Genomic DNA, 14,026 nt, shown 5'->3' on the forward strand with positions numbered 1-14,026 from the left:
ATGTTCAGTCGTACAGCGCGGCGAGCGCCGCCGCCGCGAGCGGCAATTCCTCTGCCCCCTTCGCGACGCACGCGACGACGGGCGCGCCCGTCATCTCCTCGACCATCTTCTTATTGTCCTCCTGCATGACGTCTCCCGCCTGCCAGTTGTTGAAGATGAATCCCTTCAGGGGAATGGCCCGCATCTTCAAGTGCTCGGCGGTCAGGACAGCGGCGTTGATCGTGCCGAGTCCCGCATCGGCGACGACGAGAGCCGAAAGCCCGAGGCGCACGGCGAGGTCGTCGAGCACGACGTGTTCATGCTCGTCCCAGCGCAAAGGGCAGATGATGCCGCCGCTGCCCTCGACCGTCAGATAGTCGAAGCGCTCCTTCGCCGCGCGAAAATCACGCTCAACCTTGCCGAAGTCGATCGGACGATTTTCGATTCTCGCGGCGAGATGCGGCGAGACGGCATCCCGATAAATATAAGAAACGATTGCCTCATCTTCTGCCAGAGCCGCCGTGCGTGCGACATGAAGCGCATCGCCGGGCAGAAGCGAGCCGTCCGCGCTCGTCTCAGCGCCCGACAGCGCCGCCTTGTAGTAGCCCGTGCGAAGTCCCGCCTCCTTCAGGCGCTTGACGATGAGTCCCGTCACATACGTCTTGCCGATGTCCGTTCCCGTTCCCGTGATGAACAATGCTTTTCCCATGAAAGATTTCTCCTTTGCAAAGACAGCATCGAGCGATGCATCTCAGAGCCAAAGTCCCGCCTTGCGGCAGCGAATGCCGATGAAAGCGGCGGCGAGGCACAGCAGAAAGTCCGGCACGACCTGCAAAATGCCGCAGTACCAGAGCGCGAGCCACAGCGTGATGGGCGCGTCGACGATGTAGTTCGACGCGATGTAGAAATAGGAAATGCCGAACAGATAGACGACCGCCATGCCCGCGAGGCACGCGCCGAGCACGCGCCCGAAGGTCGGCTCGCCGCCGCGCACGAGCGCCCCCGTGAGATACGCCTGACAGATGAAGCCGACGAGATAGCCGAAGGTCGGCTGCAGGACGTAGCTCGGCCCGCCACCCGACGCAAAGACGGGGATGCCGACGAGCCCCATGAGCACATAGACGCCGACCGCCACAGCCCCGAGCCGCGCCCCGAGCAGGACGCCCGCCAAGAGCGTGAAGAGGAACTGCAGCGTGTAGACATCCGTGCCGACGGGGATGCGGATAAAGGCTCCGACGGCAACGAGCGCGATGAAGAGCGCACAGAGAACGATTTCTCTCACTTTCATGAAATTTGACTCCTCCCTTTGGGAAGCGCTGAATCCGCCAGCGCCCCTTCATATCTATCGTTCCATAAATCTTCCTTATCATACGCCCTTGTACGATTATTGTCAACTTAACATTTTTGAAAAGTTTACCTTGATGCGCTGACATAAAGAAAATTTAGGGCTTGAAAAACTTTTTCCTTTCGGGTAAAATTGGAAAAAATACGATAAACCAATAGCAACGGAGGCGAGAATATGTTTCTTGTAGAACGCCATGATGCCATTCTTGACATCCTTGCACGCGACGGCAAGGTGCGCGTCAAGGATCTCAGTGACCGTTTTCATGTGACGGAGGACTGCATACGCAAGGACCTCGGTGCGCTCGAAAAACAGGGGCGGCTCAAGCGCACTTACGGCGGCGCCGTCATCCGACGCGAGAATCCCCACACCGTCGAGGTCAGCAAGCACCGCAACATCGATGTCGAGGCCAAGCGCCGCATCGCGCGCGCCGCCATGCACCTCATCCATGAGCATGACATGGTCTTTCTCGACATCTCGACGAGCAACCTCGCGATCGCCGAGCTTCTCGTGCACGATGAGCGTGAGCTGACCGTCGTCACGAACATGATCGACATCCTCTCCATCCTCGCCCAGAACCCGAAGATCCGCGTCGTCTTCGTCGGCGGCGTCATCAACAAGAGCCGCGACGGTTTCTGGGGCGGCATGACGCTCGACCTCATCTCACGCCTGAAGCCCGACATCGCCTTCGTCGGTGCCGTCGGTGTCGACGTCAAAGAAAACAGCGTATCGACCTACGACATCGAGGACGGCATCAACAAGGCGGCAATCATCCGCGTCTCCAAGCGCGCCTACGTCGTCGCCGAAGCGAGAAAGCTCAGCTCGGACGGCAACTACAACTATGTGACGCTCGACACGCTCTCGGGGCTCATCACCGACTCGCGCCCAGCCGCCGATATATGCCAGGCGGCAGAGGACTACGGCGTGGACATCATCCTGCCGCAAATCGACTGAAAAAGGAAGGACTCCCTGTTCCATGCAAAACGCATCTTTTTTGCGCCTGCCTTCTTGGCAGGCGTTCTCTTCCGTTGCCGCAAAAGGACTCAAGGTGTTTCTTTTCTACCTTGCAGTCCTTTCTTTCTGCCGCGCCTTCTTCATCTTCTGGATGCACGACTACATGGCCGCGGCGACGGGCAGCGCGGACATCGCCATCGCACTCTGGCGCGGCATGCGCCTGAGCTTTCAGACAGCGGGGGTGCTTGCGCTCTTTTCCCTCGTGCCCGCCGCGCTCGCACGTCTTCTTCATGCACCGCTTGAAAATCTCGCATGGCGCGTGATGAGCGCCCTTTCCCTCACGGTGCTCTCCATCCTCTACGCCGCGAGCTTTCCCTACTACCGCCAATATCACACGGGCTTTCATCAACTCATCTTCAATACGGTGAACGAGGACGTCTATGCGCTCTTTATCTCGCTCGTGCAGGAATTCTACCTGCCCGTGCGGCTCGCGGGCGCACTCCTGCTCGCCTTCCTTCTCTATCGTGCGCTGTGCCTTCTGCTCGCGTGCGATTTTTCCGCTCTCGCCGAGCGACTGCTTCCCTGGCGGTCTCTTCGCCGCGCTCTCTTCCTCCTGATTCTCGCACTCGTCGCCCTGTTGAGCGCCTTCGGCGGCAGCCTGCGCTGGCAGGACGCCGTCAACTGGGAGAATGCCGGCGTCACGAACGACGCCTTCCTGAACGAAGCCATCCTCGACAATTTCCAGGCGCTCTATCGCGCCTATGTGCTGAACAGCCGCTTCCTCGCGTGCAACGGTCTCGACTTCACCGTCGAGGAGATCGAGCGCCTCGCCGCGCTCCACGCAGGCCGTCCTGCCGATACGCGCGACCTCGACGTCTACCTCACGCGTGAAGCCGAAGGCGCACAGATCGAAAAGCCGCGCCACATCTTCCTCATCATCTCCGAAAGCTACGCCAACTGGCCGCTCTTGGAAAAGTATGCGAGCCTGCACATCGCCGACCCCACGAAAGAACTGCTGAACGCAGCTGATACCGTTTACTGTGATACCTTTCTACCGAACGGTTCGAGCACGGTGTCCGCCGTCACGGGCGTTGTCACGGGATTCGCCGACGCCAACCTCTACCTCACGACGATGCCCGAATCTTTCGCTGCGCCCTATCCGACCGCCATCGCGCCCACATTCGCCCGCCTTGGCTACCACACGGATTTCTGGTATGCAGGCCCTGCGACATGGGAGCGCATCGAGCCGTTCTGCCGCGCGCAGGGATTCGAGCAATTCTACAGCCGCGGCGACTTCTCCTCCGACGAGGGAAGTGTCTGGGGCGTCGACGATGAAGTTCTCTACCGGGAAGTTCTCTCGCGCATCGATCCCGAACAGCCCGGGCTTCATGTGCTCCTCAACGTCTCGAACCATTCTCCGTACACGGTCGATCTCGCCGCCAAGGGTTTTCCCGCAGAAGATGTGCGCACCGCGCTCCCCAAGGAGGCGCAGGGAGATGACGCCCTCCTCAAAGAACTCGGCCACTACTGGTACGCGACGCAGGAGCTCGCCGCCTTCCTCCGCGCGGCGAAGGAAAAATTCCCCGAAGCTCTCTTCGTCATCGTCGGCGACCATGCCGACCGTTACAACATCGAGAAGACGCCGTCGCTCTACGAGCGCTACGCCATCCCCTTCATCCTCACGGGGCACGGCGTACGAAAGGATCTGCTCAACCCGGAAGCTGCGGGCAGTCAGATCGACATCGCGCCGACACTCATCGAGCTGATTGCGCCTCGGGGCTTTCGCTACGAAGCCGTAGGAAGAAGCCTCACGCGCGGCAACCGGCAGGGCGTCAACTACGGCTTTTGGATCACGCACAGCGCCATCGGCAGGACAGATACCGTTCCGCTCGTCGCCGAACCGATCAAAGACCGCCCGGCCGCTCTCGACGAAGAGGCTATGCAAGACTATATCAACGCCGTACGCGCCCTTTCATGGTGGCGGCCGAAGTATGGCCCCATGCTCGACGAGGCGAAGCTTGAAGGTCGTGAATGATGGCAGCGGAACGCGAAAGGGAAGGCGCCGCCGACACGCAAAAAAGCCGTGCAGCAAAGAGCCGCACGGCAAAAATCATAGAGAAAACTCTCGCAGCGCTCGCCGCCTGCCACCTCTGTCCGCGCGGCTGCGGCGCGAACCGCCTGCACGATGCGCACGGCTTCTGCGGCGCTGGCCGATACGCGCGCGTCGGCCTCGTATCGCTTCATGCGTGGGAAGAGCCTTGCCTGGCTGGCGAAAAGGGCGCAGGAACGGTATTTTTCTCGGGCTGCAACATGCGCTGCGCCTTCTGCCAAAACTACGAGATCAGCCGCGAAAATTTCGGCATCACCGTCACGGAGGACCGCCTTGCCGACATCTTCCTAGAGCAGGAAGAGCGCGGCGCGACAACGCTCGACCTCGTGACGCCGACACACTTCGCACCCCAGATCGCCGCCGCGCTTCACCTCGCCAAGGCGCAGGGGCTTTCCATACCCGTCGTTTACAACTCCTCCGCTTATGAGACCGTTGATACCATTAAAAGCCTGGCGGGACTCGTCGACATCTTCCTGCCCGACCTCAAATACATGGCGGAAGAGGCGGCTCTTCGCTACAGCACAGCCCCCGACTACTTCAAGACGGCGAGCGCCGCCATACGATGTATGCGCGAGATCGCGGGCCGTCCCATCTTCGATGATACCAATCGTATGCAGCGCGGCGTCCTCGTGCGCCACCTCGTTCTGCCGGGACGGCGCAAGGAAAGCATGAAGATCCTCGACTGGCTCTGGCAGAACTTCTCCGATACCATTTACATCAGCCTCATGAACCAATACACGCCCATGGGCGACCTCTCAAAAGTCCCCGAACTCAACCGCCGTCTCACGACCTTCGAATACGAGAGCGTCGTCGACCACGCACGCAGTCTCGGCATCGAAAACTGCTACATCCAGCAAGGCGGCACCGTCTCCGCCTCCTTCGTGCCAAAATTCGACGGACGAGGGGTGGAAAAATACTGAACTACACGCACAAACGTCCACTTTGTGAACATTGTGCGCCGCCCTTACATGAAAGAGCCAATCGGTCTGCGCCCTTCGGGCTTGACTTCTTGGACTTTCATAGTAAAAAAGAAGCCATGGCGGCTCACATCTGAGCCGCCATGGCTTCTTTTGGAAATCGCGCAATCGTTCTCAAATACGACACCGCCGTAGCATCGAGCTGCCTGCGTCCCTGCTCCCAATTCTGCAAGGTTGCCAAAGGAATCCCGAAGGCTCGCGAGAACTCTTGTTGTGACATCGCCAGACGCTTTCTCACCGCCTGAGGTTCTATGCGATATACGACGCTTTTTTTCAAGCCTTCCACGATACTGCCTTGCGCATCCAGCAGCGCCTCCTGCAAGCCTTCAAAAATTTCACTTGCCGCGTCTGACATCATCGGCTCCATGCTGCTCCTCCTTCCTGTGAAAAATCGCTTTCATCTCTTCTACAATATCCCGAAATACTCTTTTCTCGTCTTCGGTTAAATCAACCTGGACATTTTTCGGATAGGCATACAACAGATAAATCGGCTGACTCTCATTATAGATATAGTAGATCACACGGGCACCACCGCGTTTTCCTCTTCCAGAGCCCTGCCAGCGAATCTTCCGTATGCCGCCCGTTCCGGGAATCAGATTACCACTGTATGGATTCAGTCCGATATATATCTTGAACTCCATCTGAGTTTCTATATCCCATATTTTTTCAACTGCTCGTTGATATGGCATCGTTTCAACGAGCACTTGAGGAATCACTTCATTCTTCATATCTTTATTATACGTCAATGACGCATCTCATGCAATATTGCAATTCAAAAAATATCCCCTTTGTTTCTAGACTGCACCTTGTAGGCAAACAAAGGGGATACGATTTTCAGTTTCTGTTGTTCCTCAGCGTCTTCCACATGGTATCATAGACCGCCATGTAGTGTGCATATCTCTCTGGAACGCCGTCAAAATCTCCGCCGAGTCGGAAAAAGGCGCCGCCGTCGATCGACAGAAACACACCGTCTTCGCTCGCTTTGTACAAGTATTGCGCCGTGTTCTGCAGCGCATCGCCGTGCACGAACTTCACCATCCCGCGATAGCTGGTGGCATTGCCTGTCGGAATCCGCTCTTTCTCCAGGGTTTCCGTCACGATGTAGATGTCCTTGCCATCATAGGAGGTTGCCCAAATATCTTGGGCAAAGGTCTGCGGCATCCATAAAACTTGAGCGAACAAGGCAAAAACGACGGCCAGAAAAATCCGTTTCATGCAAACGCCTCCTTTACTGTACATCTCTCATATTATCGACACTTTCAGGCGACGCCATAAACCCATGGCCTTCCTTCCCTTATTCGTGCGTGATGCCCGGATGCGTCATCTGCTCAGGCGACATGATGTGGTCGATCTGCTCTTTCGTCAAGAGCTGCTTCTCCAAGATGACCTCGCGAATCGGCCTGCCTGTCGTATAGGCTTCCTTCGCAAGAATCGCCGACTGCTCGTAGCCGATGTGCGGCAGGAGCGCCGTGACGACGCCCACGCTTCGGTCGACCCACTGCTGACACTGCTCGCGATTCGGTTCAAGGCCGATGAGCAGCTTGTCGACGAAGGTGCGCACGGCATTTGTCAGGTAGTTCATCGAGTTGAAAAGGTTGTACGCCATGATCGGCTCCATGACATTCAGCTCGAACTGCCCGTTCTCGACGCCGAACGATACGGCGAGATCGTTGCCGATGACCTGATAGCATGCCTGGTCGAGTACCTCGGCGATGACGGGATTTACCTTGCCTGGCATGATGGAGGAGCCGGGCTGGCGCTTCGGCAAGTTCAGCTCGTTGAGCCCGCAGCGCGGTCCCGACGCCATGAGACGGAAGTCGTTCGCCATCTTGATGAGCACGAGCGCGGTGTTCTTGAGTGCGGACGACACGTCAACGAAGCCGTCCGTATTGTTCGTCGCGTCGATGATGTTCGTCGACGTCTCGAAATTCTCACCCGTAATCTCGCGCAGCTTGCGCGCGACCGCCTTGATGTAGGCCGGCTCGGCATTGAGTCCCGTGCCGACCGCCGTGCCGCCCATATTGATGAGGCGGATGCTGTCCATCGACCAGCCGACGCGCTTGATGCTGCGGCGCACGGCGGACGCATAGGAGCCCATCTCCTGCCCCAGAGTGATCGGCACGGCATCCTGCAGGTGCGTGCGCGCCATCTTCAGGATGTCCTTGTACTCCTCTGCCTTCTTTTCCAGCTCCGTCGCCAGATAGTCGAGCGCCACCGTCAGCTTGTGTCCCTTGTGCGTCAGACAGACCTTGATCGCCGTCGGAAAAGCGTCGTTCGTCGACTGCGCCATATTGGCATGATTGTTCGGCGAGATGATGTCATAGCTGCCCTTCGGCTCGCCGATGATTTCAAGCGCGCGATTCGACAAGACCTCGTTCATGTTCATGTTGACCGACGTACCCGCGCCGCCCTGAATCGGGTCGACGGGGAACTGGTCGATAAATTTGCCGTCGATGATCTCCTCCGCCGCCTCGGCGAGCGCGTTGCCGATGCGCTTGTCGAGCCTTCCCGTCTCCATGTTCGCCTGTGCTGCCGCCTTCTTCACCTTGGCGAGCGCCTGAATGAAGTCAACGTCGAGCCGACTGCCCGTGATGCTGAAATTCTCTATGGCACGCAGCGTCTGCACACCGTAATACGCCTCATCCGGCACCTCAAGTTCGCCGAGAAAATCATGTTCTTTCCGCATTGCAATCCCGCCCTTTCCTTTTGTCCGAACCGTCTATCTCTTGTATACATTATACAACTTTTCTGTCACTTTGTCTTACGGAAACAGGAATATCGTGGAAATTATTTTCGATGCGTCCATAGGCGGGCGAACGCCGTCAGCTTTATCCTTCCGTCGCCTCGGCAAGCGCTGTGACACCCTATGTACAGCGTGCTACTTTGATGCCGCTATACAGAAAACGGGCGCGTGAGCATGCCATGCCACTTTGCGCGACGGCTGAACATATATCCTAAAAGTTTACAGCCTTTATGGAATCATGTACAATGCCAATAACGACATCTGTTATCCGCTGTGCGCATAGTGAAACATGTACGTCAAGATTCCGGAGGTGCAACATGCTCGAAATGTCTATGCTCGCCCAGCTCGTCGCTTTTGCTGACTGCGGCACGCTGTCGGCAGCGGCGGAGAAGCTGCATACGTCGCAGCCTGCTGTAACGCGCACCATGAAGAAACTCGAGGAAGAGCTTGGCCTTTCGCTGTTTGCACGCAGCAAGAACCATTTGGCGCTGAACGAAGTCGGCGAACTCGCTGTACGCCATGCGCGCCGCATCCTGCAGGAGACCGCCGACATGACGGAGCGTCTGCGCGCCTACGAGCGCAGTCTGCGCACCATTTCCATCGCCTTCTGCTCGCCCCTGCCGCAGATCGTTCTGACGCCTCTTCTAAACAACATATTCGACGGCATGACGCTTTCCGCCGATATGAAGGACGACGCCGACTTCTTTGCGAAACTCTTCGACCGCACATATCAGCTTGCCGTCACGCATACGCCGCCCGAGGATGCAACCGTCTTCCATGCAAAAAAATGCGGGCACGAAGATCTCTTTCTCTCGCTGCCCACGACGAGCCCGCTCGCCTTTCATCCCCGGCTGCAGCTCGACCACCTCAAAGGCGAAACGTTGCTGCTCCTCAACCGCGTCGGCTTCTGGATGAAAGCCGTGCACGAAAAGACGCCGCAAACGCGCTATCTCATGCAGGAAGAGCGCACGACGCTCACCGAACTCGCCGCGAACTCCCCCTATCCGATTTTTCAGTCCGGCTACTTCATCGCGCGAGGCGAAGAGATCGAAGGGCGCATCTGTGTACCGCTCGCCGACTCCGAATGCCACACGGACTACTGGCTCGTGTGCCTCAAAGAAGACCTGCCGAAGTACCGCAAGCTGTTCGACAAAGTGACGGAAAAGACGATCGCATGAAAAAGCCGCCATGCAAATATCTTTTCCACCTTCTTTGCATTCGTGTACCTAACATGATACAATTTGGTAAAGGAGCTGATTTGCATGGCAAAAACAGAAACATTGCATATACGCCTTGAACCCGAAGTCAAGACTTCTGTCGAAAACACTTTGCGCATGCTTGGCCTTTCCGCTTCCGAAGCAGTGAATATATTTTTTCATCAAATCCTTCTTCATGAAGGTCTGCCGTTCACTGTACAAAAACCTCGCTTTACTCCTGAAACCTTGGCTGCACTGCAGGAGTCTGACGACATCGCCGCTGGTAAGATCTCTGCGAAAACATATCTCTGTGCTGCCGACTTGATTCGTGAAGCTAAGGACGAAGTAGATGCTGAAGATTAAGCAGACCGCACAATTCAAAAAGGATCTCAAAGCTGCCATTCGTCAACATCGTGACCTCACCTTGCTTGAAAACGTCATCGACACTTTGGCACGACGGGAACCGCTGCCTGCGCAGCATCGCGATCATGCTCTTACAGGGAGTTTCCGCAACCATCGCGAATGCCACATCACGCCTGACTGGCTGCTCATCTATCAAGTCAAGGAGGACACGCTGATCCTTTCACTTGCCCGCCTTGGAAGTCACGCCAAGTTGTTTCAAACCTAACCATCTCTTCCTCCCCTGCTGATGCAGGGGCGCTTTCTATACTCTTTCGCTCCTCCCTGAACCGCGAACCGCCGCAAGCCATGCCCTGCTTTATTCGAGCTTCCCGTACGCCTCGTCCGTCACAGGTTCGCACCATTCGTTCGACGTCTCTTCGCCCGGCACTTCAACGGCGAGGTGACTGAACCAGCTATCTTTCTTCGCGCCGTGCCAATGCTTGACGTTCGGCGGAATCTCCACGACATCGCCGACCGCAAGGCTCCTCGCCTCCTTGTCTTCCTCTTGATACCATCCCTCGCCCGCGACGCAGATGAGAATCTGACCGCCGCCCTTTTTTGCATGGTGGATGTGCCAGTTGTTGCGGCAGGACGGCTCGAAAGTCACGTTGTAAATCGACACGACCGCCCCCTTCTGCGTCAAGATATTCAGATACGACTGCCCGCTGAAATACTTCGCATAGGCATCGTTCGGTACGCCAAGACCAAAAGCGCCGCCGCGCTCTTCCGTGTGCCCTCCTGCGCTCCATTCTTCCTTCGTCATGATACCGTTCCTCCCATCGATTTCCTTCATTGTATCTCAGAAATCAAAGCTCAAACACGAGCTGCATCGAGGCGTACTTCTCTTCCGTCGCGTCATCCGGCGTATAGTAACGCTTCTTGCCGTCGAGCTTGGCGATCTCCGCCAGCTCCACCTCTGTCAGAACGAAATCGAAGATATCGAAATTCGCACGGATGTGGTCGGGATTCTTCGTGCCGGGAATCGTGATGAAGCCCCTCTGCACCGCCCAGCGCAGGATGATCTGCACCGTGCTCTTGCGGTACTTGTCGGCAAGCTCCAGGAAGATCGGCTCTTCGAGAAGCGTCGTGTCGCCGTGTCCCAGTGGGTACCAGCCCATGAGCCGCGTGCCGTAGGACGCGAGACGCTTCATGACCGCGTGATCGATATGGTACGGATGCGTTTCGAGCTGTATGACGTGCGGTTTGACCTCTGCCTCCGCCAGAAGACGCTCCAGTTTTTCGCCGTGGAAGTTCGAAATGCCCAAGGAGCGTGCCTTGCCTGCCTTGTACGCCGTTTCGATTTTCGCATAGCCCGCCGTGAAATTGCCCGCAGGCTGGTGGATGAAGAGGAGGTCGATGTAGTCTGTGCCGAGGCGCGCGAGCGTTTCATCGACTGCCATATCGCTTTCGTAGAGCGTCGGCCAAAGCTTCGTCGACAGGAAGATTTCCTCGCGCTTGACGATTCCTTCTTCCATCGCACGCTTCATCGCCTTGCCGACGGCGGCTTCGTTCATATAGGCGTTCGCCGTGTCGATGAGACGATAGCCGTTCTTCAGCGCCTTATAGACAGACGCTTCCGCATCCGCTGGGCTGATCATAAAGGTGCCAAGCCCCAGAAGCGGCATCTTCAAATCGTTGGCAAGCGTCGTATATTCCATGGTTAAATCTCCTTTCAAAATACCTCATTGCTCTCTACAAGGCTATTTTACGTAAAACATCGTGCTTTGTACAATGCCAATCATGCAATCTGCTATATCAATATCGTATAGCAAATCCTCCCCGACGCAACTTTTCCCCGCAGCACTGCAGAAAATCCGCCTTTCGAAAATTTCCTGCAAATAAAGGGCTTTTCCCTTCTCATATCGAATACATATTTTAATGAACACCGCACTTCGAGGAGGTCTTACCCATGGCAATTCTAGCTGCTTATGCTGTGCCGCATCCGCCAATCATTCTGCCGGAAATCGGCAAGGGAGAGGAACGCAAGATTCAGCTGACGATAAACGCTTATGAACGGGCGATGAAGGAGGCGGCTTCCTTCGAGCCGGATACGGTCGTCGTCGCGAGTCCGCACGCCGTCATGTACGCCGACTACTTCCATATCTCGCCAGGCGACGAAGGCACAGGAAGCTTCGCGCAGTTCGGCGCACCCGAGGTCGAGGTTCGCGCCGAGTACGACACGGCGTTCGCCAAGACGCTCGCGACCGTCGCAAGCGAAGCCGGACTCGATGCGGGGCCTTTGGGCGGGCGCAATGCGGCGCTCGATCACGGCACGATGATCCCGCTGCGCTTCCTGCAGCCACACACGGAAAACTTCCGTCTCGTGCGCGTCGGCCTTTCAGGGCTGACGCCGCTTGATCACTACCGCTTCGGCATGTGCATCGCTCGCACCGCCGAGGAGCTTGACCGAAAGACCGTCTTCATCGCGAGCGGCGACCTCTCGCACAAGCTCACGCCCGACGGGCCTTACGGCTTCGCCGCCGAAGGGCCGCGCTTCGACAAGGCTTGCATGAAGTACCTCGAAGAGGGCACATTCCTGAAGCTTCTGCAGATGGATCCCGCACTCGCCAAGAAGGCGGCGGAGTGCGGCCTGCGCTCCTTCTGGATCATGGCGGGAGCGCTCGACTGCCAGGCGCTGAAGATCAAGAAGCTTTCTTACCAAGGGCCTTTCGGCGTCGGCTACGGGCTTCTCTCCTTCGTCGTCAAGCGCGAGGACTTGAAACGCAACTTCGGCATGCGCTATGAGATTGCCCAAAGACGCGCCCTCGACGACATCAAGGCGGCGGAAGACGCCTATGTGAAGCTCGCGCGAGAGAGCGTGGAGAAATTCGTCGTGACGGGACAGTACGCGGCAATTCCCGACGATCTGCCCGAGGAAATGCAGGCGCGTGCGGGCGTCTTCGTATCGCTCAAGAAGGACGGCGAGCTCAGGGGCTGCATCGGCACCTTCCAACCCACGCAGAAGGACGTCGCCGAAGAAATCCTCTACAACGCCGTCTCCGCCGCCCTTCACGATCCGCGCTTCTCGCCGCTCAAAGAAGACGAACTGCCCAACATCGTCTACAGCGTCGATGTGCTCACAGAGCCTGAGCTGATCCACGACGCCACGAAGGACCTCGACCCGAAGCGCTACGGCGTCATCGTCGAGGCGCGAGGTCGCAAGGGGCTTCTGCTGCCCGACCTCGAAGGCGTCGACACGGTCGAGGACCAGATCAAGATCGCGCGCAAGAAGGGCGGCATCGCCCTCGACGACGATGTGCGCATCTGGCGCTTCGAAGTGGAGCGCCACCATTGAGCGCGGATAGCCGCACCGCAAAGACAGAGGGAGCAGACGAACGCATCGTCTGCTCCCTCTGTCCGCATCACTGCCGCCTCGCCGACGGCGAGACGGGCTTCTGCCGCGCCCGCATGAATGAAGGCGGCACGATCCGCTGCCGGAACTACGGCAGGCTGACCTCCGTCGCCCTCGATCCCATCGAGAAGAAGCCGCTCTATCACTTCCACCCGGGAAGCTTCATCCTCTCCGTCGGCAGCTTCGGCTGCAACCTCCGCTGTCCCTTCTGCCAGAATTACGCAATCTCCATGGCGGACGGGCAAAGCGAGACGCAGGACGTCACGCCCGCAGAACTTGCTTCGCTCGCCCATGACCTCAGCCGCCGCCCGCACGGCAATATCGGCGTCGCTTTCACCTACAACGAGCCGCTTCTAAGCTATGAGTTCATCATGGACACGGCGCCGCTGCTGCACGAGGCCGGCCTCGCCGTCGTCCTCGTGACAAACGGCACGATCGCACCTGCGCCCTTGGAAGCGCTTCTCCCGCATGTCGACGCCATGAACATCGACCTCAAGGGTTGGCAGCCGGACTTCTACCGCCGTCTCGGCGGCGACCTCGCTGCGGTCAAGCATACGATCGCCCGCGCGGTAAAGAGCTGCCACGTCGAAGTCACGACGCTCATCATCCCCGGTCAGAACGACAGCGCAAGCGATATGGAAGAAGAGGCGCGCTGGCTCGCCTCTCTGCGTCCCGACCTGCCGCTTCACATCAGCCGCTACTTCCCGCGCTGGCATGAGAATACTCCCGCGACGCCCATCGAAACGATCGAGCGGCTCGCTGCAATCGCGGGGAAGCATCTTCGATTCGTGCATAAGGGGAACTGCTGAAAAAGCACGGCGGATGCTCCCCGTCGTAATAACTGCTGCGCAGGGCTTCCAAGATACGGCGCAAAGCGCTAACAGAATGAACCTCGCACAGCCGCTCGCCGACACGATCTTGGACACCAACTTTGTATATTATTTCCCGAGCATAGAGAATCCCTCCTGTTG

The 14,026-nt window shown here is 57.7% G+C and carries 16 protein-coding genes; 8 read left to right on the forward strand and 8 right to left on the reverse strand.

Features of this window, described 5'->3' with window-relative positions:
* Window positions 1-4 precede the first annotated feature (4 nt).
* Both bioD and OL236_RS09450 read right to left on the reverse strand, forming a co-directional pair.
* A complete protein-coding gene (gene bioD, locus OL236_RS09445) occupies window positions 5-688 on the reverse strand; it encodes a dethiobiotin synthase (protein ID WP_265070407.1) in 684 nt (227 codons plus the stop codon).
* Window positions 689-730: 42 nt separating this feature from the next.
* Window positions 731-1,267, reverse strand: a complete 537-nt coding sequence (locus OL236_RS09450) for a biotin transporter BioY (protein ID WP_006192896.1) — start codon at window positions 1,265-1,267, stop codon at window positions 731-733.
* A gap of 231 nt (window positions 1,268-1,498) precedes the next feature.
* Here OL236_RS09450 and OL236_RS09455 point away from each other — a divergent pair, with 231 nt between their 5' ends.
* From OL236_RS09455 to OL236_RS09465, 3 genes are read left to right on the forward strand one after another with little or no spacing between them, the layout of a single operon-like run.
* Window positions 1,499-2,275, forward strand: a complete 777-nt coding sequence (locus OL236_RS09455; protein WP_265070408.1) for a DeoR/GlpR family DNA-binding transcription regulator — start codon at window positions 1,499-1,501, stop codon at window positions 2,273-2,275.
* A gap of 22 nt (window positions 2,276-2,297) precedes the next feature.
* Window positions 2,298-4,310, forward strand: coding sequence for an LTA synthase family protein (locus tag OL236_RS09460; RefSeq protein ID WP_265070409.1), 2,013 nt, complete (start codon window positions 2,298-2,300; stop codon window positions 4,308-4,310).
* Window positions 4,307-5,305, forward strand: a complete 999-nt coding sequence (locus tag OL236_RS09465) for a radical SAM protein (protein ID WP_265070410.1) — start codon at window positions 4,307-4,309, stop codon at window positions 5,303-5,305. Before OL236_RS09460 ends, OL236_RS09465 begins: the two co-directional genes overlap by 4 nt.
* Window positions 5,306-5,429: 124 nt before the next feature.
* On the opposite strand, the gene OL236_RS09470 is transcribed toward OL236_RS09465, so the two are convergent.
* The 4 genes from OL236_RS09470 to OL236_RS09485 all read right to left on the reverse strand — a co-directional run bounded on the left by OL236_RS09470 (window position 5,430) and on the right by OL236_RS09485 (window position 8,048).
* Window positions 5,430-5,729: a helix-turn-helix domain-containing protein gene (locus OL236_RS09470; RefSeq protein ID WP_265070411.1), complete on the reverse strand. Its 300-nt coding sequence runs from the start codon at window positions 5,727-5,729 to the stop codon at window positions 5,430-5,432.
* Window positions 5,698-6,090 (reverse strand): type II toxin-antitoxin system RelE/ParE family toxin, encoded by a 393-nt coding sequence (locus OL236_RS09475; RefSeq protein ID WP_265070412.1) that lies wholly within the window; start codon window positions 6,088-6,090, stop codon window positions 5,698-5,700. The genes OL236_RS09470 and OL236_RS09475 overlap by 32 nt, the downstream gene beginning before the upstream one ends.
* 106 nt (window positions 6,091-6,196) lie before the next feature.
* Entirely contained in the window at window positions 6,197-6,577 is a 381-nt protein-coding gene (locus OL236_RS09480; protein WP_265070413.1) for an 8-amino-7-oxononanoate synthase, read from the reverse strand.
* A 79-nt stretch (window positions 6,578-6,656) separates the two neighbouring features.
* The gene (locus tag OL236_RS09485) at window positions 6,657-8,048 is read right to left on the reverse strand and encodes an aspartate ammonia-lyase (protein ID WP_265070414.1); all 1,392 of its coding nucleotides are present in this window, start codon (window positions 8,046-8,048) and stop codon (window positions 6,657-6,659) included.
* A 374-nt stretch (window positions 8,049-8,422) separates the two neighbouring features.
* On the opposite strand from OL236_RS09485, the gene OL236_RS09490 reads away from it, so the two are divergent.
* The 3 genes from OL236_RS09490 to OL236_RS09500 all read left to right on the forward strand — a co-directional run bounded on the left by OL236_RS09490 (window position 8,423) and on the right by OL236_RS09500 (window position 9,929).
* Entirely contained in the window at window positions 8,423-9,283 is an 861-nt protein-coding gene (locus OL236_RS09490) for a LysR family transcriptional regulator (RefSeq protein ID WP_265070415.1), read from the forward strand.
* An 84-nt stretch (window positions 9,284-9,367) separates the two neighbouring features.
* A complete protein-coding gene (locus OL236_RS09495; RefSeq protein WP_265070416.1) occupies window positions 9,368-9,664 on the forward strand; it encodes a type II toxin-antitoxin system RelB/DinJ family antitoxin in 297 nt (98 codons plus the stop codon).
* Window positions 9,651-9,929 carry a type II toxin-antitoxin system YafQ family toxin gene (locus OL236_RS09500; RefSeq protein WP_265070417.1) on the forward strand — a complete coding sequence of 93 codons (279 nt, stop codon included), beginning with the start codon at window positions 9,651-9,653 and terminating at the stop codon, window positions 9,927-9,929. The genes OL236_RS09495 and OL236_RS09500 overlap by 14 nt, the downstream gene beginning before the upstream one ends.
* Before the next feature lie 90 nt (window positions 9,930-10,019).
* Here OL236_RS09500 and OL236_RS09505 read toward each other — a convergent pair whose 3' ends face one another.
* Window positions 10,020-10,466 carry a cupin domain-containing protein gene (locus tag OL236_RS09505; RefSeq protein WP_265070418.1) on the reverse strand — a complete coding sequence of 149 codons (447 nt, stop codon included), beginning with the start codon at window positions 10,464-10,466 and terminating at the stop codon, window positions 10,020-10,022.
* A gap of 43 nt (window positions 10,467-10,509) precedes the next feature.
* Window positions 10,510-11,361, reverse strand: a complete 852-nt coding sequence (locus OL236_RS09510; RefSeq protein WP_265070419.1) for an aldo/keto reductase — start codon at window positions 11,359-11,361, stop codon at window positions 10,510-10,512.
* A 251-nt stretch (window positions 11,362-11,612) separates the two neighbouring features.
* Between OL236_RS09510 and amrA the strand changes: the two genes are divergently transcribed.
* Window positions 11,613-12,998, forward strand: a complete 1,386-nt coding sequence (gene amrA, locus OL236_RS09515) for an AmmeMemoRadiSam system protein A (protein WP_265070420.1) — start codon at window positions 11,613-11,615, stop codon at window positions 12,996-12,998.
* Complete coding sequence (amrS, locus tag OL236_RS09520) at window positions 12,995-13,864, forward strand: AmmeMemoRadiSam system radical SAM enzyme (protein WP_265070421.1); 870 nt, start codon at window positions 12,995-12,997, stop codon at window positions 13,862-13,864. The genes amrA and amrS overlap by 4 nt, the downstream gene beginning before the upstream one ends.
* The last annotated feature ends 162 nt before the right edge of the window (window positions 13,865-14,026 follow it).

The sequence above is a fragment of the Selenomonas sputigena genome (genome assembly GCF_026015965.1).
Taxonomy (GTDB): domain Bacteria; phylum Bacillota; class Negativicutes; order Selenomonadales; family Selenomonadaceae; genus Selenomonas.